The 26,687-nt window shown below is 72.1% G+C and carries 20 protein-coding genes and 1 pseudogene; 12 read left to right on the top strand and 9 right to left on the bottom strand.

Features of this window, described 5'->3' with window-relative positions:
• Positions 1-40 precede the first annotated feature (40 nt).
• Entirely contained in the window at positions 41-1,078 is a 1,038-nt protein-coding gene (locus SH922_RS07820) for a GlxA family transcriptional regulator (RefSeq protein WP_393056322.1), read from the top strand.
• A gap of 24 nt (positions 1,079-1,102) precedes the next feature.
• On the opposite strand, the gene SH922_RS07815 is transcribed toward SH922_RS07820, so the two are convergent.
• From SH922_RS07815 to hmgA, 3 genes are all read right to left on the bottom strand, one after another.
• A complete protein-coding gene (locus SH922_RS07815) occupies positions 1,103-2,320 on the bottom strand; it encodes a type ISP restriction/modification enzyme (RefSeq protein ID WP_393056319.1) in 1,218 nt (405 codons plus the stop codon).
• Positions 2,321-2,417: 97 nt separating this feature from the next.
• Complete coding sequence (locus SH922_RS07810; protein ID WP_393056317.1) at positions 2,418-3,218, bottom strand: GntR family transcriptional regulator; 801 nt, start codon at positions 3,216-3,218, stop codon at positions 2,418-2,420.
• A 55-nt stretch (positions 3,219-3,273) separates the two neighbouring features.
• The gene (gene hmgA, locus SH922_RS07805; RefSeq protein ID WP_393056315.1) at positions 3,274-4,602 is read right to left on the bottom strand and encodes a homogentisate 1,2-dioxygenase; all 1,329 of its coding nucleotides are present in this window, start codon (positions 4,600-4,602) and stop codon (positions 3,274-3,276) included.
• Positions 4,603-4,743: 141 nt separating this feature from the next.
• Here hmgA and SH922_RS07800 point away from each other — a divergent pair, with 141 nt between their 5' ends.
• From SH922_RS07800 to SH922_RS07770, 7 genes are all read left to right on the top strand, one after another.
• Positions 4,744-6,879 (top strand): right-handed parallel beta-helix repeat-containing protein, encoded by a 2,136-nt coding sequence (locus tag SH922_RS07800; RefSeq protein ID WP_393056313.1) that lies wholly within the window; start codon positions 4,744-4,746, stop codon positions 6,877-6,879.
• A gap of 137 nt (positions 6,880-7,016) precedes the next feature.
• The gene (locus SH922_RS07795) at positions 7,017-7,784 is read left to right on the top strand and encodes a hypothetical protein (RefSeq protein WP_393063485.1); all 768 of its coding nucleotides are present in this window, start codon (positions 7,017-7,019) and stop codon (positions 7,782-7,784) included.
• A complete protein-coding gene (locus SH922_RS07790) occupies positions 7,781-9,091 on the top strand; it encodes a hypothetical protein (RefSeq protein ID WP_393056311.1) in 1,311 nt (436 codons plus the stop codon). Before SH922_RS07795 ends, SH922_RS07790 begins: the two co-directional genes overlap by 4 nt.
• Positions 9,092-9,177: 86 nt before the next feature.
• Positions 9,178-9,798, top strand: coding sequence for a TetR family transcriptional regulator (locus SH922_RS07785; RefSeq protein WP_393056308.1), 621 nt, complete (start codon positions 9,178-9,180; stop codon positions 9,796-9,798).
• A 122-nt stretch (positions 9,799-9,920) separates the two neighbouring features.
• Positions 9,921-12,173, top strand: coding sequence for a molybdopterin-dependent oxidoreductase (locus SH922_RS07780; protein WP_393056306.1), 2,253 nt, complete (start codon positions 9,921-9,923; stop codon positions 12,171-12,173).
• 120 nt (positions 12,174-12,293) lie between these two features.
• Positions 12,294-13,721: a CitMHS family transporter gene (locus SH922_RS07775; protein ID WP_393056304.1), complete on the top strand. Its 1,428-nt coding sequence runs from the start codon at positions 12,294-12,296 to the stop codon at positions 13,719-13,721.
• 163 nt (positions 13,722-13,884) lie between these two features.
• The gene (locus SH922_RS07770) at positions 13,885-15,144 is read left to right on the top strand and encodes an MFS transporter (RefSeq protein ID WP_393056302.1); all 1,260 of its coding nucleotides are present in this window, start codon (positions 13,885-13,887) and stop codon (positions 15,142-15,144) included.
• Between the two features lie 81 nt (positions 15,145-15,225).
• On the opposite strand, the gene SH922_RS07765 is transcribed toward SH922_RS07770, so the two are convergent.
• From SH922_RS07765 to SH922_RS07755, 3 genes and pseudogenes are all read right to left on the bottom strand, one after another.
• A complete protein-coding gene (locus SH922_RS07765; RefSeq protein ID WP_393063484.1) occupies positions 15,226-15,612 on the bottom strand; it encodes a recombinase family protein in 387 nt (128 codons plus the stop codon).
• Between the two features lie 692 nt (positions 15,613-16,304).
• Positions 16,305-17,295, bottom strand: a pseudogene (locus tag SH922_RS07760) (NADPH:quinone reductase).
• 20 nt (positions 17,296-17,315) lie between these two features.
• Positions 17,316-17,894, bottom strand: coding sequence for a PadR family transcriptional regulator (locus SH922_RS07755; RefSeq protein ID WP_393056300.1), 579 nt, complete (start codon positions 17,892-17,894; stop codon positions 17,316-17,318).
• Positions 17,895-18,019: 125 nt separating this feature from the next.
• On the opposite strand from SH922_RS07755, the gene SH922_RS07750 reads away from it, so the two are divergent.
• Positions 18,020-18,412 carry an ester cyclase gene (locus SH922_RS07750; protein ID WP_393056298.1) on the top strand — a complete coding sequence of 131 codons (393 nt, stop codon included), beginning with the start codon at positions 18,020-18,022 and terminating at the stop codon, positions 18,410-18,412.
• Positions 18,413-18,424: 12 nt separating this feature from the next.
• On the opposite strand, the gene SH922_RS07745 is transcribed toward SH922_RS07750, so the two are convergent.
• The gene (locus SH922_RS07745; RefSeq protein ID WP_393056296.1) at positions 18,425-18,661 is read right to left on the bottom strand and encodes a hypothetical protein; all 237 of its coding nucleotides are present in this window, start codon (positions 18,659-18,661) and stop codon (positions 18,425-18,427) included.
• Between the two features lie 179 nt (positions 18,662-18,840).
• Here SH922_RS07745 and SH922_RS07740 point away from each other — a divergent pair, with 179 nt between their 5' ends.
• Positions 18,841-19,659 carry a DUF4158 domain-containing protein gene (locus SH922_RS07740; RefSeq protein ID WP_393056294.1) on the top strand — a complete coding sequence of 273 codons (819 nt, stop codon included), beginning with the start codon at positions 18,841-18,843 and terminating at the stop codon, positions 19,657-19,659.
• Here SH922_RS07740 and SH922_RS07735 read toward each other — a convergent pair.
• A complete protein-coding gene (locus tag SH922_RS07735) occupies positions 19,635-19,967 on the bottom strand; it encodes a helix-turn-helix domain-containing protein (protein WP_393056292.1) in 333 nt (110 codons plus the stop codon). The two genes, SH922_RS07740 and SH922_RS07735, sit on opposite strands and share 25 nt — an antisense overlap.
• A gap of 189 nt (positions 19,968-20,156) precedes the next feature.
• Between SH922_RS07735 and SH922_RS07730 the strand changes: the two genes are divergently transcribed.
• Positions 20,157-21,515, top strand: coding sequence for an ABC transporter ATP-binding protein (locus SH922_RS07730; protein ID WP_393056290.1), 1,359 nt, complete (start codon positions 20,157-20,159; stop codon positions 21,513-21,515).
• Positions 21,516-21,550: 35 nt separating this feature from the next.
• Here the strand turns inward: SH922_RS07730 and SH922_RS07725 are convergent, their stop codons facing one another.
• Positions 21,551-24,898, bottom strand: coding sequence for an ATP-binding protein (locus SH922_RS07725; protein ID WP_393056288.1), 3,348 nt, complete (start codon positions 24,896-24,898; stop codon positions 21,551-21,553).
• A 386-nt stretch (positions 24,899-25,284) separates the two neighbouring features.
• On the opposite strand from SH922_RS07725, the gene SH922_RS07720 reads away from it, so the two are divergent.
• On the top strand, positions 25,285-26,679 hold the full coding sequence (locus SH922_RS07720; protein WP_393056286.1) for an aldehyde dehydrogenase family protein: 1,395 nt from the start codon (positions 25,285-25,287) through the stop codon (positions 26,677-26,679).
• The last annotated feature ends 8 nt before the right edge of the window (positions 26,680-26,687 follow it).

Genomic DNA, 26,687 nt, shown 5'->3' with positions numbered 1-26,687 from the left:
TCCCAGTGTCCCGAACGACATGATGGGGTACTTTCGCGCCATGACGCCTCGCTCGCTGCCGAAATCCCCTGCGCCGCACCGGGTGGTGGCCCTGCTGCAGCCCCAGCAGTCGACCTTCCCGCTGGCCTGCGCGTCCGAGGTGTTCGGCGACCACGGCCCGGAGATCCCCGCCCGCTACGCGTTCGAGGTGTGCGCCGAGCACCCCGGCCCGGTGCGCACCCAGGCCGGCTACGACCTGCTGGTCACGGCGGGCCTGGACGCACTGGAGCGCGCGGACACCGTGCTGGTCCCCGGCAGGCAGCAGCCGGCCGGCACCGAGGTTCCACCGGCGGTGGCCGCGGCGGTACGCCGGGCACACCGGCGCGGTGCGCGGATCGTCGCCATCTGCTCGGGCGCCTTCGTGCTCGCCGCCGCCGGACTGCTGGACGGCCGGAGGGCCGCCACCCACTGGGCCCGGGCCACCGAGCTGGCCGCCAGGTTCCCGCAGGTCCAGGTCGACCCGGGGGTGCTGTACGTGGACCACGGCGACGTCGCCACCAGCGCCGGATCGGCGGCCGGTGTGGATCTCTGCCTGCACCTCGTACGCACCGACCACGGGGCTGCCTACGCGATGCGGATCGCACGGCAGATGGTGATGCCGCCGCACCGTGAGGGTTGCCAGCTGCAGTACGCCGAACTGCCCACGTCCGGGCCGGTCGCCGACTCACTTGCCCCGCTGCTGGAATGGCTGGCCGGGCGCCTGGACCAGCCGGTCAGCGTCGCCGAGATGGCGGTCCGCTCCCAGGTCTCGGCCCGCACGCTCACCCGTCGCTTCACCGAGCAGCTGGGCATCAGCCCCGGACGCTGGCTGCTCGACCGGCGACTCGCCGCCACCCGGGCGTTGCTGGAGGAGACCGACCTGCCGGTGGAGACCATCGCGCGCCGGGTCGGCCTCTCCTCGGCCGTCAATCTGCGCCGGCGCTTCCACGAGGCGCTGCGCACCACGCCCGCCGCCTACCGGCGAACCTTCCGCGCGGACGAGGCCGGGCAGGAGCGCCGAACCCGGCCTCCGGTGGATGCCCTCGTGCGGCTCCGCTGACGGCCTCGTGCCGGTCCGCCGGTGTCACAGCAGCGCGAACTGGCCGTCCGGGCCCTCCTCCTGGTGGTCGAGCACGGACGCGGGCCGCCGCGCGGTGGCCGGCACCGGCAGCACGCCCGCCGCCCTCAGCTCGTGTGCGCCGATCTCCGGGCCGTCCGCCAGCTCGTCCTGCCGGGGCCGCAGTTCGGCAAGCAGGGCGAGCAGTGCGATCAGCTCCAGCAGCTCGGACGTCCACTCCTGCGGCCAGGCGCGGGGGCGTACGGCCTCCAGGCCGCCGGCGCCCGACACCGCCGCCCGGCGCTCGAACCAGAGCTCCAGCATCCGTACGCCGCCCACCCGGAACTCCCACGCACCCTCAGGCACCGGCGAGATGCGGCCCGAGCCGAGGCTCAGCACCTGTTCCTCGGCGTCGTACGACAGCTCCGACGGGACGGGCGGCACAGCGGCCCGCACATACGGGCGGCGCCCGCCCGGCAGCCGGGGGCGCTCCCCGCCACGCGCCCCGCGCAACTGGAGCCGCAGCAGCTCCCGCCCCAGCTCCACCCCCGCCGACCAGCGCGCGGTGTCCACGGGCAGCGGCACCACGCAGCCCGCCGGAGAACGCTGGGCCGCCGCGAGGATCCAGGCCAGCACGGACTCGGCAGTGACCGCGTCCCCGTGGCGGGCGCGCAGCAGGGTGAGCAGCCCGGGGGCGAGATTGGGTTCGGCGCCGCCGGGGCGCCGGTACAGCGGACGGATCCGGCCGGGCCGGCCCGCGGGGGAATGGCCGTCGGGGAGCAGCGCGGTCACGGAGAGGGCGGGGCCGGTGTCCTGGGGGACACGGCCGTGCTCGAAGACGAAGACCTGGTGACCGTCGGCGACCCGCCACAGCTCGGGCCGGGCGACGTCGATCAGACGGTGGTCGGGGAGCAGCCACTGCTCGTCGAACGGCCCGTGCAGGATCCTTACCGGCTCAGGGCACGGCCCCGCCTCACGGGCGAACCGGCCGGTCCCGCCCGGCTGTCCGGGCAGGGCCGCCACCGGAGTCCGCGGGGTCCGCACACGGGTGGGCCCGAACAACTGCTCGCGCTCCGCGTCCGGGGCCTGGACCAGCCGCTCCCAGCGGGCCCTGAGAGACGCCGCGTCCGGGGCGGTCACCCAGGGGCGCCCGGTCCTGAGCGGCCGTACGGACCAGGGCATGAGGTCGTCGAGGAGCGGGCTGCGCGGGCCCTCGCCGGAGCCGGCCGCTGCCGGAGCTGCCACCGTGTCGTCCTCCCCGTCGCCACGTCTGCCGCCTTCCCCGGCATCGTAACGGCGGGGCCCCGGGGCCCGGCAGGGCGCCTGCCGGGAGCTGCGGCCGTCAGTGGGCCTCCACCGTGACCGAGAAGGAGAACCGGTCGCCCCGGTAGCGGATCTGCGCCACATCGACCACCCGGCCGCTCTCGTCGTAGGTCACGCCCGTGTAGTACAGGATCGGGCTGAGCAGCGGGACCCGGAGCAGTTCGGCGGTGGCCGGATCGGCGAGCCGGGCTTCGACCGTGTCGGTGATCCGGGCGATGGGGACGCCGACGCGGTCGCGCAGCACCTTGGTCATCGGCCAGCGTTCGAGGTCGGCGGGGTCGAGCCCGGCCGCGACCTCCGGATGGACCCAGTTCTGCGCCCAGTTGGTCGGCTCGCCGGTGTCCTCCTCGCACCGCAGCCGTCGGTAGCCGGTGACCTCGGCGCAGTCGGGGAAGTACTCCGTGACATCACCCGGCACCGGGCACGGGCCGTGGTCGAGCACCGTGGTCCGCTCGCCCGACTGCTGGGCGACGATCGCGTCGATCGAACCGAGCAGCCGCACCGGCGACACCCGGCGGGCGCGCGGCTCGATGAAGGTGCCGCGCCGTCGGTGCCGGCTGATCAGCCCCTCGGTCTCCAGCTCCTTGAGCGCCTGGCGCATGGTGAGGACGCTGACGCCGTAGTGCGCGGCGAGCTGCTCCTCGGTCGGCAGCCGCAGGGTGGCGTCCGCCGTGCGGCCCAGTATCGAGGCCCGCAGCGACTGCGAGACCTGGTACCACAGCGGGAGCTTGCGGTTCAGGACCAGCGAGTCGGGCGCGAAGGCGGCCCCGTGGGGCGCGGGGGGCTTCAGAGGGGTCTGCGGCACCTGGGTCACCTGCATTCGTCGTCGCTGCGGCACGTGGCCGGTTCACATGGGCCGTTACGGATGGAACCCGTTACGGACGGAAGTTGCGGCTCAGACCCTGCCACACGTCGTCGTAGCCGTGTTGAAGATGGCCGGCCGTCGTCGCCTGTCCGGTCGCGGTGACCGGCCAGCGGGTCTCGAACATGAAGGCCAGGCCGTCGTCGATCTTCTGCGGCTTCAGCTCCGCCGCGCTCGCCCGTTCGAAGGTCTCCCGGTCCGGGCCGTGCGCCGACATCATGTTGTGCAGGGAGCCGCCGCCGGGCACGAAGCCCCCCTTGCCGGCCGTCTTCGCGTCGTACGCGCCCTCGATCAGGCCCATGTACTCGCTCATGACGTTGCGGTGGAAGTACGGCGGCCGGAAGGTGTCCTCGCCCACCAGCCATCGCGGCGCGAACACCACGAAGTCGACGCCGGCCAGGCCGGGGGTGTCCGTGGGCGAGGTCAGCACCGTGAAGATCGACGGGTCCGGGTGGTCGTAGCTGATCGAGCCGATGACGTTGAACCGGCGCAGGTCGTAGACGTACGGGGTGTGGTTGCCGTGCCAGGCGACCACATCGAGCGGCGAGTGGTCGTACGTCGCCGACCAGAGGTTCCCGCAGTACTTGTTGACCACCTCGACCGGGCGTTCCACGTCCTCGTACGCGGCGACCGGGGCGAGGAAGTCACGGGCGTTCGCCAGGCCGTTGGCGCCGATCGGGCCGAGGTCGGGGAGGACGAACGGCTGGCCGTAGTTCTCGCAGACGTAGCCGCGGGCGGTGGCGTCGAGCAGTTCGACCCGGAAGCGGACACCGCGCGGGATCAGGGCGACATGGCCCGGTTCGGCACGCAGCAGGCCCAGTTCGGTGCGCAGCAGCAGCCCGCCGTGCTCGGGGACGATCAGGAGCTCGCCGTCGCTGTCGCTGAACACCCGGTCGGTCATGGCGGTGTCGGCGGAGTAGAGGTGCACGGCCATGCCGGTGCGCTGGGCGGCGTCGCCGTTGCCGCCCAGCGTCCACAGACCGGACAGGAAGTCCGTACCGGGCACGGGCTGCGGAAGCGGGTCCCAGCGAAGCCGGTTGGGGTCGGGGACGGACTCGGTGAACGGGGCGGTGCGCAGGGTGCCGTTGTCGATCCGGACGAACGGCGGATGGGCCGCGGAGGGGCGGATCCGGTAGAGCCAGGAGCGGCGGTTGTGAGCGCGCGGCTCGGTGAAGGCCGAGCCGCTCAGCTGCTCGGCGTAGAGCCCCAACGGTGCGCGCTGCGGTGAGTTGCGGCCGTGCGGCAGGGCCCCCGGCACCGCTTCCGAGCTGTGCTGATTACCGAATCCGGCGGAATGTGCGAGCCCTTCCGCCGTCTTCCGCGCCTGCTCGATGCCGCTCATATTGTGCTCCCGGTGCATGAGGAAGGAAGGGGGATTCTGAAATCCTATGGTCAACCGTAGGAATCGGATCGCGGTGAGTCAACGGCATTCGTGCGGCACAGGGGGGTTCCAAAAGTTGAACAATGCTCTACTCTCCGGCTCATGTCGTGGACACGAAAGCTTCTGGTGGTTCTGGCGGCGCTCGCGGCCGCCCTTCTCGCGGGGCCGGCCGCCCAGGCGCACGAGGAACGGCCCGTCACCCTGCCCGACGGCACCGGCAGCGTCCCGGTGTACCGCACCGGCGGGCCCGACCTTCTGGTCTGCAAGAGCGACCGGGCCGACTTCGAGCGCCGGATATCGGGATTCCCGGACGCCCTGCGGACCAGGAACCTGACGCTCTTCGACCGGTGCCAGAAGTCCGGCTACCGCCATCTCCAGCAGGCCGTCGATGCCGTCACCGGGCCCGGGAAGAACATCGCGGTCCTGCCCGGCCTCTACGAGGAGGAGCCCTCGCTGCCGGCGCCGAAGGGGGAGTGCGCCCGGCTGAAGGCGCCCAACTCTCAGCTCGGCTACCAGATCCTGAGCTACGAGCAGCAGGCGAAGTGCCCGCACAACCAGAACCTGGTGGCGATCCTCGGCAAGAAGGACCTCCAGATCGAGGGCACCGGCGCCGCGCGTACGGACGTCGTCATCGACGCCAAGTACCAGAAGCTCAACGCGGTCCGGGCGGACGGCTCCGACGGCGTCTACTTCAAGAACTTCACCGCCCAGCGCACGACGTTCAACTCGCTGTACATCCTGGCCCAGGACGGTTTCGTCATCGACGACGTCCTGACCCGGTGGAACGACGAGTACGGCTTCCTGACCTTCGCGAGCGACCACGGCCTGTACAAGAACTGCGAGTCGTACGGCAACGGCGACTCCGGCATCTACCCGGGCAGCGCGTCGAACATCAACGACGCGTACGGCTACAAGGTGCCGCGCTACTCGATCGAGATCACCGGCTGCCACAGCCACCACAACATGGTCGGCTACTCCGGCACCGCGGGTGACTCGGTCTATGTCCACGACAACGAGTTCGACCACAACATGGGTGGCGCCTCGATGGACAGCGCCTTCCCCGGACACCCCGGCCTGCCGCAGAACCACGCCCGCTTCGAGCGCAACCTGATCCACGACAACAACGCCGACTACTACCCGTACGTCGCGGACGGCACGTGTGCCAAGCCGCCCGTCGAGCGCGGTTACGAGGACGGGGTGGTCTGCCCGCAGATCTCCATGCCGCCGGGCACCGGCATCATCACCGCTGGCGGCAACTGGAACCTCTACGAGAACAACTGGGTCTACGGGCACAAGCGTGCGGCCTTCTTCCTCAGCGCCGTACCCGCCTTCATCCGCGGCGAGGACGCGCTCGGCAAGCAGACCGACACCTCGCACCACAACCGGTACGCGAACAACCACCTCGGCACGGACAAGCAGGGCCGCTCGCGCCCCAACGGAACCGACGTGTGGTGGGACGGTCAGGGGGCGGGCAACTGCTGGCAGTCGGACACGGGTGCCTCCACGCCGCGCTCCCTGCCCGCGTGCGGGTCCGCTCGGGGTGACGTCACCGGCAGCACCGACCGGCTGGTGGGCGAGCCCGTCAAGCTCGCCCAACTGCTGGTCTGCGCCGACTACAACGTGCAGGCACGCAGGCTGCCGGCCGGCTGTGACTGGTACGGGGCACGCGGCATCGAGCGCATCGAGGTGCAGGCGGCCCTCGGCATCGCGGTGGTGCTGGTGCTGGTCGGCGGGGTGCTGTGGTGGCGCAGGCTGCGGTCCAGCCGGCTCGCCACGGCCGCCACGGTCCTCGGCCTCATCGGCCTCGGTCTGGACGTGGCCGGCTCGACCATGGGCCTCGCCTCCTCGTACGTGCCCGCCCTCGCGCTGCTGCTGACCGGGCTCTGGTGGACGGGCATCGGGCTGGTGCTGCGACGGGAGCGGCCGGGGCTGGGCTGGGTCACGGTGGTGCTGGGCGGCCTGACGCTGCTCGACGCGCTGGACAAGGGCGTGTTCATGATCCCCTGGATCCCGCTGAGTCCGGCCTGGGTGCGGGGGCTGCTCGGCCTGGTGTGGGTGGTGTGGGCCGTGGTGGCCGCCGCCCGCCACGGCGAGCGCGCGAAGGCGGCACCGGAGCCGGCCCCGGGAGCGGAGCCGGCCTCGGACACCGGTGCGGAACGCGCGTCGGAGTCGGAGAGCGCATCCGCGCCGGCCTCGCCCACGTCACCGGTCACCGCCCAGGACGGAGAACCGTCGTGAAGCGGCACCCGGTGCAGGCGACTGCGACGGCGACGGCGACTGCGACTGCGACTGCGACTGCGACGGCGATCGCATCGGCCGGGCTCCCGGGCCCGGCCGCTCCGGCCCGGCGGACCGGCCGCCGCGTCGTCCTCTCGCTGCTCGCCGCCGTCCTCCTGCTCGGCGCGAGTGCCTGCGGAGGGCGGGCCACCACCCACCACAAGCCGGGTACCAGCCATGAGCAGGCCACCGGCAGCAACGGCCGGCTCCTGACCGCGGACGACGGCTCCGGGCACCGGCTGCGCCAGGTCGACGCCCAGGGCGCGCCCGGGGTGGCCCTGACCGTGCGGCCGGACTCGGAGGACGGCTGGAACGTCCACCTCTCGGTACGGAACTTCCGGTTCACCCCGGACAGCGTCGGCGGCGCCGCACTCCTGGGGCGCGGCCACGCCCGCCTCTTCCTCGACGGCCACTCCCTCGCCCGTGTCTACGGCGCCTGGTTCCACCTCCCGGAGTCGCTCCTGCGCGGCGCCGGGGGCGGCACCCGGCTCACGGCCCGTCTCTACGCCGACGACCACACCGCGTGGGCCGTCGGTTCCGCTCCGGTCCAGGCCACCGCCACGCTCGGCGGGGCCACTTCGGCGACCCGCCCCGTGCCCACCCCCGGCGCCACCGTGGAGATCACCGTCCGCGACGGCAAGGTCAGTCCCGCCCCCGGGCGCACGGAGGTCAAGAAGGGCCGGACCGTTCGCCTGAAGGTCCGCAGCGACCGCGCCGACACCCTTCACGTACACGGCTACGACAAGGAGGCACGGCTGCCCGCCGGCCGGACCGTCACTCTCACCTTCACCGCCGACCGCACTGGGCTCTTCGAGGTCGAGACGCATGAGTCCGACCTGCTCCTGACCCAACTCGTCGTACGGTGACGGCACTCGACGACCCCCGTGCAGTGAGCGTCCTCGCCCACGGCATCGGCGCCCAGCACGACCTGCCCCTCTCGCCCTTCTACGCCTTCGCCGGAGCCTTCGCCGCGCTCTTCGTCTCCTTTCTCGCGCTCGGCCTGCTCTGGTCCGCCTCCCGGTTCCGCGGCGACCGGGCGGGCCACCCGCTGCCGGCCGCCGTCCAGCGCGTGGCCGACGCCCGCCGCACCCGCATCGCGGCCCGCGCGCTCGGCCTGGCCGCCGCGCTCCTGGTCGTACTGCACCTCCTCCTCGGTCCGGCCGACCCGGACCGCAACCCGGCCCCCGGCGCCGTCTACGTACTCCTCTGGGTCGGGCTCGTCCCGGCCTCGCTGCTGCTCGGGCCCGTCTGGCGGCTGCTCAACCCGCTGCGCACCCTCCATCTCCTCGGCTGCCGCGCACTCGGACGCGACCCGGCCGCCGGCCGCCCCCTGCCCCCACGCCTGGGGATGTGGCCCGCCGCCGCCGGGCTCCTCGCCTTCACCTGGCTCGAACTCGTCGCCCCCGACCCCGCCTCATCCGCCGCCCTGCTGCTCTTCCTCGCCCTCTACACTGCCGCCCAACTCGCGGGGGCCGCCCTGCACGGGGCCCGCTGGTTCGACCACGCCGATGCCTTCGAGGCCTACTCGGGCCTCCTCGCCCGGCTCTCCCCGGTCGGCCGCCGCGCCGCCGACCGCCGCCTCGTCCTGCGCTCCCCGTTCAACGGACTCGACGCCACGCCCCAGCTCCCCGGGCTCGTCGCCACCGTCTGCGTGATGCTCGGCTCCACCGCCTATGACGGCTTCTCCGACGCGCCCTCCTGGATCACGACCGTCCAGACCTCGGCCCTGGGCCGTACCACCACCGCCACGCTCGGCCTCCTGGGCGCCGTCGCCCTCGTCGCCGCCCTCTACGCCCTCTGTGCCGGTGCCACCCGGCTCCTCTCCGGTCAACTGCCGCACCCCCTCACCGCCTTCGCGCACTCCCTGGTCCCGATCGCCCTCGGCTATCTCGTCGCCCACTACTTCACACTCTTCGTCACCGAAGGTCCACGTACCGTCATGGTGGCACTCGGCACTGACAATCCCGCACCGCCCGAACCGGTCCTGGGGCCGGGCGGAATCGCCACGCTCCAGGTCGTCGCGATCGTTCTCGGCCACGTCCTCGGCGTCGTCGCCGCCCACGACCGCTCCGTCCGGCTCTTCCCGCCCGGCCGCGCCGTCGTCGGCCAGCTTCCGCTCCTTGTCCTGATGGTCGCGTACACGATCGGCGGACTGGCGCTGCTCATCGCCTGAGCCGGGGGCGGAGCCGCCCTTCGCCCCCGGCGGATCCTGAGACCGGGTACGGACCCCCGCCCCCGGCCGAGGAGGCCCACGGCATCATGGAACCCGTGCCCCATGCGAACACGAACCTCCGCCGCGCCCCCGTGCAGCAGCGCAGCGCCGAGCGCCTCGCCCGGATACTCGACGCCTGTGCCGAACTCCTCGACGAGAGTGGCTACGAACAGCTCTCCACCCGGGCCGTGGCCGTACGTGCCGAGGTGCCCATCGGCTCCGTCTACCGGTTCTTCTCCAACAAGCGGGCGCTGGCCGATGCCCTCGCCCGCCGCAACCTGGACAGCTACGCCGAGCGGATCACCGCCCGGCTGGCCGCCATCCCGGCCGCCGACTGGCGCCGCGCCATCGACGCCGTGCTCGACGAGTACCTGGCGATGAAGAGCTCCGTCCCGGGCTTCTCCCTCATCGACTTCGGTGCCCCCGGGCCCGACGAGGACCCGGCCGACGACGCCAACCAACGCGTCGCGGGGCGGCTCGCGGAACTGCTCTCCGGTCATCTGGAGCGCGACCCCGACGAGGACCTCCTGCGCTCCATCCTGGTCTGTGTGGAGGCCGCCGACGCACTGCTCCAACTCGCCTTCCGCACCGACCCGTCCGGCGACCGGGCGATCGTCGCCGAGACCCGTGTGCTGCTCCAGGCCTACCTCGCGCGGGTCCTGGACTGAGGGAGGCCGGACTCCGGGACAACTGCCCGCCCCTGCACCTCCCCACCGTGCGTACCGGTCGGTATGCTCGGCTGTGCTTGGTCATGTCCGCGCGCCACCGCTGCCGCCGCCCGGGAGGGCCCATGTCGCACGACCCCAGCAGCTCCCGTACCGCCCTGCGCATCTGTCCCCTCTGTGAAGCCACCTGCGGGCTCACCCTCACCATCGAGGGGACCAGGGTCACCGGCGCCCGCGGTGACCGGGAGGACGTGTTCAGCAAGGGGTTCATCTGCCCCAAGGGTGCGTCGATCGGCGGACTCGACGAGGACCCCGACCGGCTGCGCGCCCCTCTCGTCCGCAGGGACGGCGTGCTGACGGAGGCGAGCTGGGGCGAGGCGTTCGATGCGATAGCCCGCGCCCTGCCGGCCATCGCACAGGAACACGGGCCGCAGGCCGTCGGCGTCGTTCTCGGCAACCCCAATGTGCACACGATGGCCGGCGCCCTCTATCCGCCCGCACTGCTCGCGGCCCTGCGGACCCGGGCGCTGTTCACCGCGAGCACCCTGGACCAGATGCCCAAGCACGTCTCCAGCGGACTGCTCTTCGGTGACCCGAACGCCATCCCGGTGCCCGACCTCGACCGCACCGACCATGTGCTGATGCTGGGCGCCAACCCGCTCGAATCCAACGGCAGCCTGTGCACCGCCCCCGACTTCCCCGGCAAGCTCAAGGCGCTGCGACGCCGCGGCGGCAGCCTCACCGTCGTCGACCCGCGCCGCACCCGCACCGCACGCCTCGCCGACCGGCACGTGGCCATCCGGCCCGGCACCGACGCCCTCCTGCTCGCCGCCATGGCGCACGTCCTCTTCGAGGAGAAGCTCACCGACCCCGGCGTGCTCGCGGACCATGTCGAGGGGATCGACGAAGTCGCCCACGCGCTGGGTGACTTCACGCCGGAGGCAGTCGCCGCGGCCTGTGACGTGGACGCCGCGACCATCCGTACCCTCGCCCGGGACCTAGCGGCCGCCCCCACTGCCGCCGTGTACGGCCGTATCGGCAGCTGCACCGTCGAACACGGCACCCTCGCCAGCTGGCTCGTCGACGTCCTCAACGTCCTCACCGGCAACCTCGACCGTCCCGGCGGCGCCCTCTTCCCGCTCTCCGCGACCGCCCGCGCCCCGCGCCCCGCCGCCCCCGGCAAGGGGTTCGCCCTCGGCCGCTGGGCGAGCCGCGTCTCCGGCCACCCCGAGGCCAAGGGGGAACTGCCGATCTCCGCACTGGCAGAGGAGATCGGGACGCCGGGCGAGGGGCGGATCCGCGCCCTGATCGTCCTGGCCGCCAACCCCGTGCTCTCCGCTCCCGACGGCGACCGGCTCGACGCCGCACTGGCCGACGGGCTCGACTTCATGGTGAGCGTCGACCCCTATCTCAACGAGACCTCCCGCCACGCGGATGTGGTGCTGCCCCCGCCGCCGCCCTCGCAGAGCGGCCACTTCGACTTCGCGTTCAACACCCTGGCCGTACGCAACCAGGTCCGCTACACCCGCCCCGCCGTGCCCCTGGACGCCGAACGGATGGACGAGGGCGAGATCCTCGCCCGGCTCGTCCTCGCCGTCTCCGGGATGCACGGCGCGGAGCCGGACGCCGTGGACGTCATGGTCATCGACCGGGCTCTCGGCAAGGCGGTCGCCGACCCGCTCTCGCCCGTGCACGGCCGTACCCCCGCCGACGTCTCCGCCGCGCTCACCGGCCGTACCGGGGCGGAGCGGCGCCTCGACCTGATGCTCCGCCTCGGCCCGTACGGCGAGGGCTTCGGTACCGACCCCGACGGCCTGAGCCTGGAGCGGCTGCTCGCCCACCCGCACGGCATCGACCTCGGCCCCCTCGCTCCCCGCGTTCCTGAGGTCCTCACCACCCGCAGCGGACGCATCGAGCTGTTCCCCGCCCCGATCGCCGCCGATCTGCCCAGGCTGCGCCGCGCCCTCGACGGGCGAGGCGACCCCGACGCCCTCGTCCTCATCGGCCGCCGCCATCTGCGCTCCAACAACAGCTGGCTGCACAACGTCGCCGCGCTCCGCGGAGGGTCGAACGTGTGCACCCTCCACGTGCACCCCGAGGACGCGGCACGCATCGGACTGGCCGACGGCGCATCCGCCAGGGTCACCGCGGACGGCGGTGAACTGACGGTCCCGGTCGAGGTCACCGACGGCGTGCGGACCGGCGTGGTGAGCCTCCCGCACGGCTGGGGGCACAACCGCCCCGGCACCAGGATGTCCGTCGCCGCCGAGCAGCCCGGCGTCAACGTCAACCAGCTCCTCGACGGCAGCCGCCTCGACCCGCTCTCCGGCACCGCCGTGCTCAACGGAATCCCCGTCACCGTGACACCCTCGCGTTGACCTGGGGTTTTGCTCGTATTGCTCGCATGTCAACGTCTTGTTAACGCCATGTGGTGCGCCCTAACGTCATCCGCACCGCCGGCTCCGGTGGGAGTTCAAGGGTGAACGATAGGTATCCATATGCTGACAATCCTCGGCTTTGCCATGATTGCGACCTTCCTGGTCCTGATCATGATGAAGAAGATGTCGCCGATCGCGGCGCTCGTCCTGATCCCCGCACTCTTCTGCGTAGCCGTGGGGAAGGGCGCCCATCTCGGCGACTACGTCATCGAAGGCGTCGGCAATCTGGCGCCGACCGCCGCCATGCTGATGTTCGCGATCGTCTACTTCGGCGTGATGATCGACGTCGGGCTCTTCGACCCGATCGTCCGGGGCATCCTGCGCTTCTGCAAGGCCGACCCGATGCGCATCGTCGTCGGTACGGCGGTGCTCGCCGCGATCGTCTCGCTGGACGGTGACGGCTCCACCACCTTCATGATCACCGTCTCGGCGATGTATCCGCTCTACAAGCGCCTGAAGATGAGCCTGGTCGTGATGACCGGGGTCGCCGCCACGGCGAACGGTGTCATGAACACCCTCCCCTGGGGCGGTCCCACGGCCCGCGCCGCCACCGCGCTGAAGCTGGACGCGGGCGACATCTTCGTCCCCATGATCCCGGCGCTCGGCGTCGGACTGCTCGCGGTGATCCTCCTGGCCGTGGTCCTTGGCCGGCGTGAGCGCAAGCGGCTCGGAACCCTCACCCTCGACGAGGCCCTGGCCACCGGCACGGTCACGGAATCCGAGACGGTTCTCGTCACCGCGGGCGGCGGCGGCGACCCCCTGCGCAAGGGCACCGGCGGAGCCGGTACGGGCAACGCGGCACCCGACGACGAAGCGGCGGAGGAGGACGCGGCGGGCGACGAGGGCTTCAAGGGCCTCGACCCCCACCGCGCCACCCTGCGGCCGAAGCTCTACTGGTTCAACGCGGGTCTCACCATCGCCCTGCTCACCGCGATGATCATGGAACTGATGCCGATCCCGGTGCTCTTCCTCCTCGGCGCTGCTCTCGCCCTCACGGTCAACTTCCCCCACATGCCCGACCAGCGTGCCCGGATCGCGGCCCACGCCGACAACGTCCTCAACGTCTCCGGCATGGTCTTCGCCGCCGCCGTCTTCACCGGCGTGCTCACCGGCACCGGCATGGTCGACCACATGGCCGACTGGCTTGTCGGCGCCATCCCGGACGGCATGGGACCGCACATGGCCCTCGTCACCGGCGTGCTGAGCATCCCGCTCACGTACTTCATGTCCAACGACGGCTTCTACTTCGGCGTCGTGCCCGTACTCGCCGAGGCCGGTGCCGCGCACGGTGTCTCGCCGCTGGAGATCGCCCGCGCCTCCCTGGTCGGCCAGCCCCTGCACATGTCGTCCCCGCTGGTGCCCGCCGTCTACGTCCTCGTCGGCATGGCCAAGGTCGAGTTCGGCGACCACACCCGCTTCACCGTCAAATGGGCTGCGCTCACCTCGCTGGTGGTGCTCTGCGCCGGACTCCTGTTCGGGATCATCTAAGAGCGTCCGGGGATTGGGGGGCGGCGTTGCGGGGCCGGTCACGCGCATCTGCCGCGTTGTCGTCAATCACCATGACTCCGTCATGCCTCAATCCTCCGCCTTGCAGCTGCACGCACCCAGCCCCGCTCCTTCACCCACCCCCCAATCCCCGGACGCTCTGACCATGACCGACACCACCGGGCCCGGCCGGAGCTGGCTGCTGCGCCTCGTCATCGCCTTCGCCTTCGCGCAGGGGGCGGTGTCGATGGCGCGGCCCGCCGTCTCCTACCGGGCCCTGGCGCTGGGTGCGGACGAGCGTGCGATCGGCGTCATCACCGGGGTGTACGCGCTCCTCCCGCTCTTCGCCGCCGTCCCGCTGGGGCGCCGGACGGACCACGGCAGATGCGCACCGCTGCTGCCGCTCGGCGTCGTCCTGATCGCAGGGGGCTGCGCCCTCAGCGGCCGGGCGGACTCGCTGACCGCGATGGCGGCCTGGAGCGGGGTCATGGGGCTCGGCCACCTCTGCTTCGTGATCGGCGCCCAGTCGATCGTCGCCCGCCAGTCCGCCCCGGCCGAACAGGACCGCAACTTCGGCCACTTCACCATCGGCGCCTCCCTCGGCCAGCTCGTCGGCCCGATCGCCGCCGGTTACCTGATCTCCGAGCGCGACGGCGCGATGGGCCGCACCAGCGCCCTCGCCCTGCTGGTCTCGGCGGCCGTCGCCGCCGTCTCCTTCACCTCGCTCTGGCGCATCGAGCACCGGACCGCCCCCGCGCACCGCGGCAGGGGTCCGGCCGCCAAGGTGCCCGTCGGCAGCATTCTGCGCGCCCGCGGTGTTCCCGCCGGGATCTTCATCAGCCTCGCCGTGCTCTCCGCGACCGACATCCTCACCGCGTATCTGCCGGTCGTCGGGGAACACCGCGGCATCGCCCCCGCCACGGTCGGCCTGCTGCTGAGCCTGCGCGCCGCCGCCACCATCGCCTGCCGGCTGGTGATGACCCCGATGCTCCGGGTGCTGGGCAGGGCCGCCCTGCTCGCCTCCACCTGTCTGCTGGCCGGAGTGCTCTGCGCCGGCCTCGCGCTGCCCGTCCCCGTCTGGGCGCTGGCCCTGATGCTCACCGTCCTCGGCTTCTGCCTCGGGGCCGGCCAGCCCCTGTCGATGACCACCGTCGTCCAGGCCGCCCCGGCGGCCGCGCGCTCCACCGCGCTCGCCCTGCGGCTGACCGGCAACCGGCTCGGCCAGGTGGCCACCCCCGCGGCCGCCGGGCTCGTCGCCGGAGTGGCGGGTACCGCGGCGCCGTTCGTCATGCTCGGTGCGCTGCTGGTCGCGGCGGCGGGCCTGGGCGCACGGGGCAAGGACGGCCGCACACCGCGCCGGCGCCCGGTTCCGGAACCGGGCGTACCCGGGGTGCCGCTAACGAGCTGCGAACCACGTGACAAGTAGCCCGCCAGTAGCTTTTGGATCGAAGGTGCCTGGCCCTTGGCCCTGCCTTCGGGGGCACGAGGGTTCCGGCTCCTGGTGCGGTCACGCGGTCGTCTCCTGCTCGGCCTCGGCGAACGCCCGGTACAGCGAGGCGACCGAGGGGTGCTTGTCCTTGTTCTTGCCGGTCTTGATGGTGAGCTTCTTCGCATCGAGCTGGATGCCGCCGGCCTGGAGCGCGCCGGACAGCGTCATCAGCTCGGCCGCGTTCCTTGCCAGCCGCTTGAGCTCGTGGACGGTGAAGATGACCCGGGTGTCGGGGGCGGCCTCCTTGAACTGGTGGGCGAGCTTGAGCGCGGCCTCCAGCTCGGGCCGCACCTTGATGCGGGTGCTGATCTGCTCGGAGAAGACCTTGTGGCAGTCGGCCGCGTGCAGGGCTTCGAGCTGGCTCGCCAGTTCCTGGCGGGCCGTGGATGTCCTGGCGTACCCGATGCGGATCGGCTTCGCGGTGCGCTGCGCGGGGACCGCGGCGGGTGCGGGCCCCTTCTTCCAGGGGTGGCCGGGCGAACGGTCGGCGGGGACGAGGACTTCGAGCTCCTCGCGCAGTGCGGTGATGAGGACGAAGCGCGGGGTGTGGTACTTCGTCGCGGTCTTCCCGCCGCGCGTTCGGCAGGCACTCCCGGCGGGTACTTCGCACTTGGGGCAGTCGTTGCCTTCTCACGCGTTCGCGGCTTGATCTGGCGTCAGGTCCACGCGATCAGTGTGTCAGAAGTGTCTCGCATAACGCCCGGGTTCTGAGAGGACTTCTGCGAACGGCGACCTGCGGAAACGGATCACGCTCGGGGGCTCTCGCAGAACTCGCACAGATGGTCATTCATACGCGCCCGCAGGGCGTGCCGGTTCTCGCGGTAGAGGTCAGGCGAGAGCGACCGGCGGCGTGGGGGTTGGGGATCCTGGCGGTGCCAGCGGCGGCTGCGCGGCCGGGGTCGGCCCGGTGGTGCGGTGCGCAGGGACTCTTACGCCTGCGCACCGCACGCGCCCTATTTCACCTCACGGTATTCAGGCGGGATTCAGCCGTGATTCGGCGAACGCGAGGCCGGCGACGGCCGTGAGCAGGACTGCGGTGCCTGTGATGGTGGCCGCAGTGAGGTATTCGCCGAGGAGCACTGTCGGCCGTCGCTGTCTCAGCTGGATCGCTGGGGGATGGTGACCAGGGTGCGGCCGCGGCCGCCGGCGTCGACGCGGTCGTGTGCCTTGGCGATCTCCTCCAGCGGGAAACGGTCGCCGATGTCCACCGTGAGGGCGCCGACGGCGGCTGCGGCAGTGAGGTCGCGGGCGGCCTGCCTTCTGGCCGCGGCGGGGAAGTCGTCGCTGCCGAGCAGGCGGAGGGTGACGTTGTTGAACAACAGCGGCCAGAAGGGGATCTCCGTCCGGTCGGCGCGGGTGGCGTAGGCGGTGATGACCGCGTCGTTCGCAGCAACGGCGCAGTCCAGGTCGGCGTTGTCGGACAGGGACGCCTCGACGATGCGGTGGACTCCCTTGGGTGCGTACGTGCGGATCTCCGCCGCCGGGTCGTCGGAGTCGAGGGCGACGGCGTGAGACACCACGGAGGGGTCGATGCGGTGCAGGTCCTCCCCGCGGCGGACGGTGGCGAGCACGGTGGCCCCTGCCCAGTGAGCGAGCTGGGCGGCCAGGGAGCCGACCCCGCCGAGCACACCGTGCACCAGGACGAGCTTCCCGTCGACCGGGCCGTCGGCGAATACGGTGCGGTGGGGCGGTGATGCCGGGGATGCCAAGGCTCGCCCCGAGCTCGTCGGCGAGGTGGTCGGGCAGGGGAGCGGTCAGGTCGGTGGGGACGACGGTGTACTGGGCGGCGGTGCCGAAGGGTCGGTAGGACTGGGCGCCGTATACCCACACCCGCTGCCCGATGCGGCGTGCGTCGACGCCTGCTCCGACGGTGTCGACGACCCCGGCGGCGTCGCTGTGCGGGATCACGCGCTGAAAGGGCATCGTCGAGCCGAGCCAGCCGCGCCGTTTCTTGGTGTCGCCGGGGTTGACGCCCGAGACGGTGACACGGACGCGGACCTCACCGGGTCCGGGGATGGGATCAGGGAGTTCGCCGACGTGCAGGACATCGGCGGCGGGTCCCTGGTCGTCGTACCAGGAAGCAAGCATGGAGGTACCTCCGTGGGCGGTCAGCTCGCGGGAGCAGCGGGAGCATGGGGGTCGCTGTCGGTGACCGTGGTGTCGAGCGCGGGCGGATTCTCGCCGAGGGCCTCGCGCAGCCAGGTCCGTTCGGCGCGGCTGGTGGCGCGGGCGGTGAGCAGCATGCCGCGCCGGTAGGGGTCGGCGATCTCCTCGGCACGCAGGGGCCGGTCATTGTCGTAGAAGAAGCTCGCCGGTTCTTCCAGGAACTCCAGCCGTCTGCGCAGCACCGCGTGCTGTTCGGCCATGTCCGGCAGGTGGGAGAGGAATGCCAGGACGATGTAGAACCGGGTGAAGTCGGTGATCTCGTGGTCAGCGGGCTTGCGTAGACGCTGCAGCATGTCGGCCCGCCCGGCCGCTGTCAGGCTGAGCACGTACCGGGCCGCCCCCGCGGCCGGGTCGGCGCGCCGCTCGATCAAGCCCGCCTTGGTCAGACGGTTGATCGCCGGATACAGGCTGCCGTCGCTGACCGGCCGCGTGTAGCCGGTCAGCTGTGAGACGCGGCGGCGTAGCTCGTGTCCGGGCAAGGGGGCCTCGGCCAGGAAACCGAGTATCGCGAGTTCGAGCATGAGTCCATCCTCGCACGACTGCATCGAATCGATGTAAACATCGTTTCGATGTTAGGCTCTCAGGCATCCACCCACCGTCTTCGGAGAGGCCCAGCAAGATGCCGCCGCAGTCCAGCGAGTCAGTGATGAACCGCTTCGTCGAGTTCATCAACACGGGCGACGAGGGTCTCGCCCGCGAGGTCATTTCTCCGGACGCGGTGTTCCACGCGCCGAGTCACCCGGAACCGCTGCGGGGGCCCGAGGGTTACATGGAGGTCCTCGGGATGATGCGCAGCGCCTTCCCGGACGTCCAGTGGACGCTGGAGGAGACGGTCACCGAAGGCGACACGGTGGCCGCGCGGTTCACCATGCGGGGAACCCACGACGGTGAATTCTTCGGGATCCCGGCGAGCGGCAACAAGATCTCGGTGCAGGCCATGAACTTCTACTATCTGGCCGACGGCCGGATCGTCGGCGAACGGGGACAGCCTGACCTCCTCGGGGTGATGCAGCAGATCGGTGCCGTACCTGCGCCGTAAGGCGAGAGGGCCTCAGCGGTGGTGGGCGAGGAAGACGCGAGCGCGCTCGTCGAGCTCGCGGGCGCAGGTCTGAGCGCAGGGCGCGGACCGCTTTGAGGTCCCGGTGGACTTGACCCCGGCCATAATGTCGATCGCGCGGTCCCAGGTGGTGCACGCCTGCTCGATGCCACCCTGTTTGGCCTGAGCTCCCAGGGCAGCGATGACCCGTGCGTACGTCGCCCCGGGGCGGCTCTTCGCTGAGCTGGACAAACTCGCCCAGGGCCACTGACCCGGACGCAGACGTGCGCAACACGGCACGGCAGCCGGTACGCGTATCAGGTCCGCCCGCTTGGCCGGGCCGCTTCGCGGATATCCGCGTCCGCTGTACAGCGACGCCTCTACCGTCCAGCCCGAACGCTGATCACGGGGGTGACGGAAGGGGCTGTGGAGTGGGGCGGGATCTGGGTCTGGACGGGGTGGTGGACCACTTCACCCTGTCCGGCGACGAGGTGGGCTGGTTACGGAACAAGACCGGGGCCACGAGGCTGGGCTTCGCCGTCCAGCTCAAGTATTTGACCTGGCACGGTCGGTTTCCCGAGATGCGCCTGGAGCTGCCGCCTGACGCGGTCGAGCACGTCGCCAAACAGGTGGGCGTCACCGCGTCCGAGCTGGGGTTCTACGACTTCACCTCCCGCGCCGCGAAACGGCACCGCAGCGAACTGCGGGATCTGACCGGGTGGCACGAGTGCACCAGGACCGACCAGGTCAAGCTCGTCTCGCACCTGGTGGATGTGATCTGGCACGACGAACGCCGCGAGGAACAGGTGCGTGCCGAGCTGCTGCGGCAGATGCACGTGGACCTGATCGAGCCGCCGACAGCGGCCCAGATCGACACGCTCATCCGGTCCGCGCTGCACCAGGCCGACGAGCGGGCCGTCGCCGAGGTCGCCGCACGGCTCGCGCGAGTGGAGGACTGTCCCCGTCGGCTGGACGCGCTGGTCTTCACCGACCCGACCGACGACGGCGCCCAGGATGACGACCCCGACACCGAAAGGGTGGACAGCGACGGCGGTGAGGACGAGGACGACGTGGAGTCGGTGCTCTCCGACATCAAGGCCCATCCGGGCAACGTCAGCCTCAACTCGCTGCTGGATGAGATCAAAAAGCTCAAGCAGGTCCGCGTCGTCGGCATCCCGACCAAGGCGTTCACCGGTATCGGCGTACAGGTCATCACAGCCGCCGGTTACGGCCCATCCCCTGTGTTGTAGGCCTCCTTGGAGTCCTCCTCCCACCACCCGGCGAAACGCGGGTCAGTGCGCTTGCCCTCGTTGAACGCCTTGCGCAGCGCGGGCAGTGACCATGACCGCCACGGAGTCAGCTCCTCCTCCGGAATCCCGTACGACTGCTCGGCCCTGCGCTGCCACCACACAGCAGTTGCATGAGCAACAGCCCAGTTGTACGCAGCCCGCGCAGCACCCGCATGCGAATGCAGACCGCACATGGCCGTGGCATTTGGATCCAGGGCAAGCTTGTGCGCCAGGACGGGGAAGCCCAGTTGCGGCGCGAACTTCTTCACGCGCTCACCCCCGCGAGGCGGCGACAACGGCTACAGAGCTTCACCGCATCAGCATATTCACCGACAATGCCACGCAACCACTGAAAGAAATAGGCACAGTTGTCTACCCTCACCCGGCGCAGTGGGCTAATTTCAGGCCACTGCTGCCGCTCCCCACCGCTCCACCTTCATCCTCCCGGGCGGAACCACATGACTCGCGCCATCACTCTCAGCAACGTAAGCAAGGCCTACGGACGCTCCTCGCGCGCCGTGGACCGCCTCTCGCTCTCCATCGACCCGGGCGAGTTCGTCGTCCTGCTGGGCCCTTCGGGGTGCGGCAAGTCGACCGTGCTCCGCATGATCGCCGGCCTGGAGGACGTCACCGAGGGCGAGGTCCTGCTCGACGGCGAACCGGCCAATCACCTGACACCCCGCGAACGCGGCATGGCCATGGTCTTCCAGAACTTCGCGCTCTACCCGACCATGACCAACCGCGCCAACATCGGTTTCCCGCTGAAGCTGGAGAACCCGCGCCAGGACCACAACGAGCGCATCGAGAACACGGCCAGGATGCTCGGCATCGAGAGCGTCCTGGACCGTTTCCCCGGTCAGCTCTCCGGCGGGGAGCGCCAGCGGGTCGCGATGGGCCGGGCGATATCGCGTCAGCCCTCGGCCTTCCTGATGGACGAGCCGCTCTCCAACCTCGATGCGAAGCTCCGCAACCACCTGCGGGCCGAGATATCCCAGCTGACCAAGGAACTCGGCGTCACCACGGTCTACGTGACGCACGACCAGGCCGAGGCCATGTCGCTGGGCCACCGGGTCGCCGTGATGCGCGGGGGAGTGCTCCAGCAGGTCAGCCCGCCGCGCGAGGTGTACTCGTTGCCGGAGAACGTGTTCGTCGCCGCGTTCATCGGCACCCCGCGGATCAACCTGCTGCAGGCCGTCGTGCACGCACCCCTGGAAGGGCGGATGTCGATCGACCTCGGCCGCCAGCGCCTCCCGCTGCCCGAACCGCTCAGCCCCGACCATCAGTTGCTCCGCATCCAGCAGGGCCGGCGCATCATCGTCGGGCTGCGCTCCGAGGCGGTCCGGATCGCCCCGCCCAGCCAGGCCCGCCCCGGTGAGGTCGCCCTCAGCGGCATCGTCGAGCACGTCGAGTACCAGGGACACGAGGCGCTGGTCCACCTCAACACAGGGTCGCAGCCCGCCGTGGTGCCGGACCTGGAATCGGCCCGCCCGGACCGTGGCACCCAGCGCAGGCGCCGCGGGGCCGGGGGCGGGGCCGGCGTCCTGGAACGGCTCAAGGAGCGCGCCACCGGACAGGCCGGCGCAGCCGTCGCGGTCCTCGACGAACCGGGATTCGAGCCGCTCCCGCAGGGCGTGCGCAGCCCCGACCGCCCCGCGGTCACGTCCAGCGACCTCGTCGTGCGCACCGGTCCCGACATGCGGCTGCGCACCGGGGGCCAGGTTCCGCTCCTGGTCGACCTGGCGCACCTGTACGTCTTCGACCACCAGGGGCGCCGGATCTGCCCGCTGCCGAAGGACGTGCCGGGCCTGGAGGTGTAGGGCCGGTCGGACCGGGTCCGTCCGGTGGCCGCGTCTCAGCCGACGGACGGACCCGCTGCCTCGCGTGCCCGCACCACGCGGAACGCTCCCGCCGGATAAGGGAGTTCGGCCGCGAGGTTCGCCGCCCGGTCCAGCTCCTCGCGGGCCGCGTCCGGCCGGCCGATCGCCGCGAGCGCGGCCCCGAGCACCGTGCGCGCCTCGGTCTCGGCGAGCCGCTCGCCGACCTGTTCCGCGCGCGCCGTCTCCTCGGCAGCGCGCCGGACCGCCGCCTCCGGGCTGCCCGAGTACAGCTCCGCCCACGCCACCAGATGGGCGGTGCCGGGGCCGCTGTCCTCGGCCAGCAGGGCGAGGGCCTCGGCCGGAGCGCCGTCGCGGACCAGGAGTTCGGCGTGTGCTGCCCGAACCTCGTGCAGTGCCTGCCGGTCCGCCTGCGCCTCGGCCGCCTCACCGGCCCGCTCCAGCAGCTCTCCGGCGCCTGCCTCGCCGGTCCGGATCCGGACGCGGGCCAGCGCCGCGAGTGCATAAGGGGTGCACCAGCTGCGATGCGACTCGCCTTCCTGCGCGGCGGCCTGTGCGTGTTCCTGCGCCTCGGCGAACTCTCGCAGCAGCAGATGGAGTTCGGCGAGATTGGCGCGTTCGAAGGCGACCGCTGTCGGATCGCCGGTGTGCTCGGCGAGCTTCAGTGCCCGCTGCCCGATGGAGACGGCCTCGCCGAGCCGGCCCGATCTGCGGGCGTGCTCGCGCAGCACCGAGAGCGTGGTGACCAGGAGGTCCTGGTCCCCGTACGCCTCCGCGTGCGGCAGCGCCCGCTCCGCCGCGGGCCGGGCCAGGTCGAACCGGCCGGCGAGGGCGAGCGAGGTCGCCTGCATCCCCAGGGACCGGGCCAGCAGCCCCCTGCGCTCACCGCCCGCGACGGTGTCCGCGGCCTCCTGTGCGATACGGGCCGAGGCGCGGGCCTCGTCGTACCGTCCGGCCACGAACCGCAGGCTGCCGGCCGCCAGATGGTGGGTCGCCACGGCCAGCGCGGGGGTGTGCGGGCCGGGCCGGTAGGTTCGGAGCAGCTCCTCACCCTCCTCGGTCCCGCAGTACTTCATCAGGACATCGCTCAGCCGGGCAGCGGCCAGCACCTGTCCGTCCTCGTCGCCCCGCCGCACCATGTCGTCGAGCGCCTCGCGCAGTACGGTGGCGGCGTCCTGGTAGCGGGCCATCCGGCGCAGCACGGCCCCCCGGTCAATCCGGGCCCGAGCCGCGTCGGCGGCAGACGCGTCCAGCCGGGCCGTCAGCTCGGCGTAGTAGCGGTCCGCCGTGTCGTTGGCGCAGAGCGCCGCAGCGCGTTCGGCGGCCTGGCGCAGATAGCCCGTCGCCCGCGGGTCGTCGGCCCGGGTCAGCTGGGTGGCCAGGGTGTCGACCGCGTCGGGGCGGTGGCGCAGCACCGCCTCCGCGTAGGCCGAGTGCAGCTGGCGGCGCCTGGCCGTGGACAGGCCGTCGTAGCAGGTCAGCCGGACCAGCGGATGGCGGAAGGCGAGACCGGGCAGCGACCTGCCGCCCACCATCACCGGCCGTTCGGTCACGACCGAGGCCGTCACCGCCGCGTCCACGGCGTCGGCCGCCTCGGCCGGCGAAAGCGGCGGGTACAGCCCCTGCCCGGCCACGTCGAGGATTTCGGTGAGGGCCGCGCCGCCGCCGGTCACGGAGATCGCCTCTACCACCCGCCGGGCCGCCGGACCCAGCCGGGCCAGCCGTGCGGCCACCAGCTGGCGCACGCCCTCCGGCGCGCCCGGGGCGTCCGGGTCCGTGCCCTCGTGGACCGTACGGGCCAGTTCCAGGGCGAAGAGCGGATTGCCCAGGGACAGTTCCCACACCCGGTCGAGACCGGTCACGGCCCCCGCGTCCCGGGCGACCGCCAGGCACTGGTCCCGGTCCAGTCGCCCCAGCTCGACCGGCTCGGCGAGCTGCCCGCGCACCAGGGTCTCCAGAGCGGTGCGGCGCGGGTCGTCCGCGTCGAACTCCTCCGCGCGGTAGGTGACCACGAAGCGCCACCCCGCACCGGTGGTCGCTGCCCGCCGGGCCAGATGGCTCAGCAGCTGGTACGAACCGGCGTCCGCCGCATGCAGGTCGTCCAGGACCATCAGGACCGGCGCGCCCGCCGCGAGGTCACCCAGCAGTCCGGCCGTGGCCCGGAAGAACCGGTCGCGCTCCTCCTCGGGGCTGCGTTCCCGGCCGGCCCCGATCTGCCCCAGTGACGGCAGGAGCGCGGCGAGTTCGGGATACTCGCCGCCGATCCGGGCCCGCTCCACCGGTGGCCGGTCGGCCAGCCACGCGTCCAGTGCCTCCACGAAGACGCCGTACGGGGTGTGGCCCTCCGCGTCGTGGCCCGCGCCCCACAGAACCGTCGTGCCGGCCGCGGCGGCCGCCCTCGCCGCTTCGGTCGTCAGCCGGGTCTTGCCCACCCCGGCCTCGCCGCCGATCAGTCGCACCGGCGGGCCCTCGTCGGAGAGCAGGGCCCGCAGGGCCTTGTCCCGGCCGCGCAGCGGGGCACCCGCCGGGGTGCGGATCGCGGCGGGCAGGACCGGGGACGCGGAGGCGGGCAGCACGTTCGTGGTGGCGTCCAGCGCGAGCAGGTGCAGCCGCTCGGTCGCAGCTCCCGGCCGTACACCGAGTTCGGCGTCGAGCGCCTCCCGGCACAGGTGGTACTGGCGCACCGCCTGCCGGCGCAGCCCCTGGCGCAGATACGCCTCGATGACGACCCGGTGGGCCCGCTCCTCCGCCGGGGCGGCGGCCAGGGCGCGCAGCGCCACCTCGGTCGACAGTTCGTTCTCGTCGTCCGCGAGATGGGCCTCGGCCAGCGCCAGCCGCACCCGGTCGCGCAGTGCGGTGATCTCGGTGCGCCGGGCCTCGGCCCACGCGGCATAGCGGTCCTCGGGCAGCACCTCGCCGGTGAACGCGGCGAGCGCTGCGGCGAGCTGCGCGGTGCTGCCACCGGCCAGAGCGCGTTCGGCCAGCGCCTCCGCCTCGTCCGCGTCGATCACGACGGTCTGCGGCTCGAGCCGCAGCAGGGTGCCCTCGCCGGCGAGATAGGACGAGGAGGAACGGGGGGCGAGCTCGGGCTCGATGGCGCGGCGGGCGGCGTGCAGTGCGACCCGGAGGCTGCCGATCGCGGCCTGCGGATCGGCGTCGGGCCAGCAGATCTCCATCGCCTGCTCGCGGTGGAGGCTGTGACCGGGGGAGACGGCGAGGAGCTTGACCAGAGCGCGGGCGCTCGGCCGGGGCCACCGCTCGGCAAGCGGGGGCCCTCCGTCGCGAGTCACCCGGAACCCGCCGAAAAGGTGCAGACGCAGCAGCGGTGGGACGGTGTGTGTGCCGTTCGTCGCGTCTGTGCCCATCAGGGCGCCACTGTAACGCGCGGATTCGGACATCCCGCAGCCCCCCGGGCGGTACCCGGAGGGGTGCGATACCCCGCCCCGATGCCCTTGTTCCGGCTCGGGGCCGATGAACGTGTCGGCGGTGGCCGGGAGGGCGGAGAGGGCGTCGTGCCGTCGGGGCGGGGCGAGCGGCCCCGCCCTGGTCCGCGGTCGCGGTTGACACGGGCGGGGGCGAGCCGTCACCGGACGTTAGGCGGGGCCCGCTACTGGGGAGTTACCGGCCCGCCGGGCGAACACCGGCGGATCGCCGGGGCCGGCGTGACGGGCGTCTCTGGCGCCTGAAAACTAACAGCGCTAGTTTGGGACGCGGACGACCTCGTCCGTCACCGCGTCCGGGAGGAACAGCCATGAAGGCCCATGACGGTATGTACATCGGCGGCGCATGGCGGCCCGCCGCCGGAACGGACACCATCGCGGTGGTGAACCCGGCGGACGAGCAGGTCATCGCCCACGTCCCCGCGGGCACGGCCGAGGACGTCGACGCCGCGGTACGTGCCGCCCGCGCCGCGTTCCCCGACTGGGCCGCGACCCCGGCCGCCGAGCGTGCGGCCCGGATCGGCGCCCTGCGTGATGTGCTGGCCGCCCGCAAGGACGAGATCGCCGGGACGGTCACCGCCGAACTGGGCTCGCCGCTGCCGATGTCGCAGACGGTGCACGCGGGCGTGCCGGTGCTGGTCGCCGGTTCGTACGCCGAACTGGCCGCGACCTACGCCTTCGAGGAGCGCCACGGGAACTCCACCGTGTTCCTGGAGCCCGTCGGCGTGGTCGGCGCGATCACCCCGTGGAACTACCCGCTGCACCAGATCGTCGCCAAGGTCGCCCCCGCACTCGCCGCCGGCTGCACGGTCGTCCTCAAGCCCGCCGAGGACACCCCGCTCACCGGGCAGCTCTTCGCCGAGGCCACCGAGGAGGCAGGGCTGCCCGCCGGTGTCTTCAACCTGGTCACCGGCCTCGGCCCGGTCGCCGGACAGGCACTCGCCGAGCACGAGGACGTGGACCTGGTCTCCTTCACCGGCTCCACCGCGGTCGGCAGGCAGATCGGCGCCACGGCGGGCGGCGCGATCAAGCGCGTCGCGCTGGAGCTCGGCGGCAAGTCCGCCAACGTCATCCTGCCCTCGGCCGATCTGGCCAAGGCGGTCAACGTCGGCATCGCCAACGTGATGTCCAACTCCGGCCAGACGTGCAGCGCCTGGACCCGGATGCTGGTGGACGCCGAGCGGTACGAGGAAGCCGTCGACCTCGCCGCCGCGGCCGTCGCCAAGTACGTACCCGGTGAGCGGGTCGGTCCGCTCGTCAACGCCAAGCAGCAGGCCCGGGTGCGCGGCTACATCGAGAAGGGCATCGAGGAGGGCGCCCGCGTCGTGGCCGGCGGCCCCGAGGCGCCGCTCGCCACCGGGTACTACGTCAGCCCCACGGTGTTCGCCGACGTCACCCCGGAGATGACCATCGCCCAGGAGGAGATCTTCGGCCCGGTCGTCTCGATCCTGAAGTACGAGGACGAGGCGGACGCGCTGCGCATCGCCAACGGCACGGTGTACGGGCTGGCGGGCGCCGTCTGGGCCGCAGACGACGAGGAGGCCGTCGCCTTCGCCCGCCGGATGGACACCGGTCAGGTCGACATCAACGGCGGCCGCTTCAATCCGCTCGCACCCTTCGGCGGTTACAAGCAGTCCGGCGTCGGGCGCGAACTCGGTGAGCACGGCCTCTCCGAGTACCTCCAGACCAAGTCCCTCCAGTTCTGAACCGCCGT

The sequence above is a fragment of the Streptomyces sp. LN549 genome (assembly GCF_043203805.1).
In the GTDB taxonomy this organism is placed as follows: domain Bacteria; phylum Actinomycetota; class Actinomycetes; order Streptomycetales; family Streptomycetaceae; genus Streptomyces.
This window is presented reverse-complemented; position numbering and strand designations above follow the sequence as displayed.

Bases quoted from the DNA above. Each gene is read 5' to 3' on its own strand.
- SH922_RS07785 (WP_393056308.1), top strand. From the start codon at position 9,178: ATGGAACCCGTGCCCCATGCGAACACGAACCTCCGCCGCGCCCCCGTG.
- SH922_RS07755 (WP_393056300.1), bottom strand. From the start codon at position 17,894: ATGCTCGAACTCGCGATACTCGGTTTCCTGGCCGAGGCCCCCTTGCCC.
- SH922_RS07820 (WP_393056322.1), top strand. From the start codon at position 41: ATGACGCCTCGCTCGCTGCCGAAATCCCCTGCGCCGCACCGGGTGGTG.
- SH922_RS07780 (WP_393056306.1), top strand. From the start codon at position 9,921: ATGTCGCACGACCCCAGCAGCTCCCGTACCGCCCTGCGCATCTGTCCC.
- SH922_RS07775 (WP_393056304.1), top strand. From the start codon at position 12,294: ATGCTGACAATCCTCGGCTTTGCCATGATTGCGACCTTCCTGGTCCTG.
- SH922_RS07725 (WP_393056288.1), bottom strand. From the start codon at position 24,898: ATGGGCACAGACGCGACGAACGGCACACACACCGTCCCACCGCTGCTG.
- SH922_RS07750 (WP_393056298.1), top strand. From the start codon at position 18,020: ATGAACCGCTTCGTCGAGTTCATCAACACGGGCGACGAGGGTCTCGCC.
- SH922_RS07770 (WP_393056302.1), top strand. From the start codon at position 13,885: ATGACCGACACCACCGGGCCCGGCCGGAGCTGGCTGCTGCGCCTCGTC.
- SH922_RS07720 (WP_393056286.1), top strand. From the start codon at position 25,285: ATGAAGGCCCATGACGGTATGTACATCGGCGGCGCATGGCGGCCCGCC.
- SH922_RS07800 (WP_393056313.1), top strand. From the start codon at position 4,744: ATGTCGTGGACACGAAAGCTTCTGGTGGTTCTGGCGGCGCTCGCGGCC.
- hmgA (WP_393056315.1), bottom strand. From the start codon at position 4,602: ATGAGCGGCATCGAGCAGGCGCGGAAGACGGCGGAAGGGCTCGCACAT.
- SH922_RS07810 (WP_393056317.1), bottom strand. From the start codon at position 3,218: ATGCAGGTGACCCAGGTGCCGCAGACCCCTCTGAAGCCCCCCGCGCCC.
- SH922_RS07730 (WP_393056290.1), top strand. From the start codon at position 20,157: ATGACTCGCGCCATCACTCTCAGCAACGTAAGCAAGGCCTACGGACGC.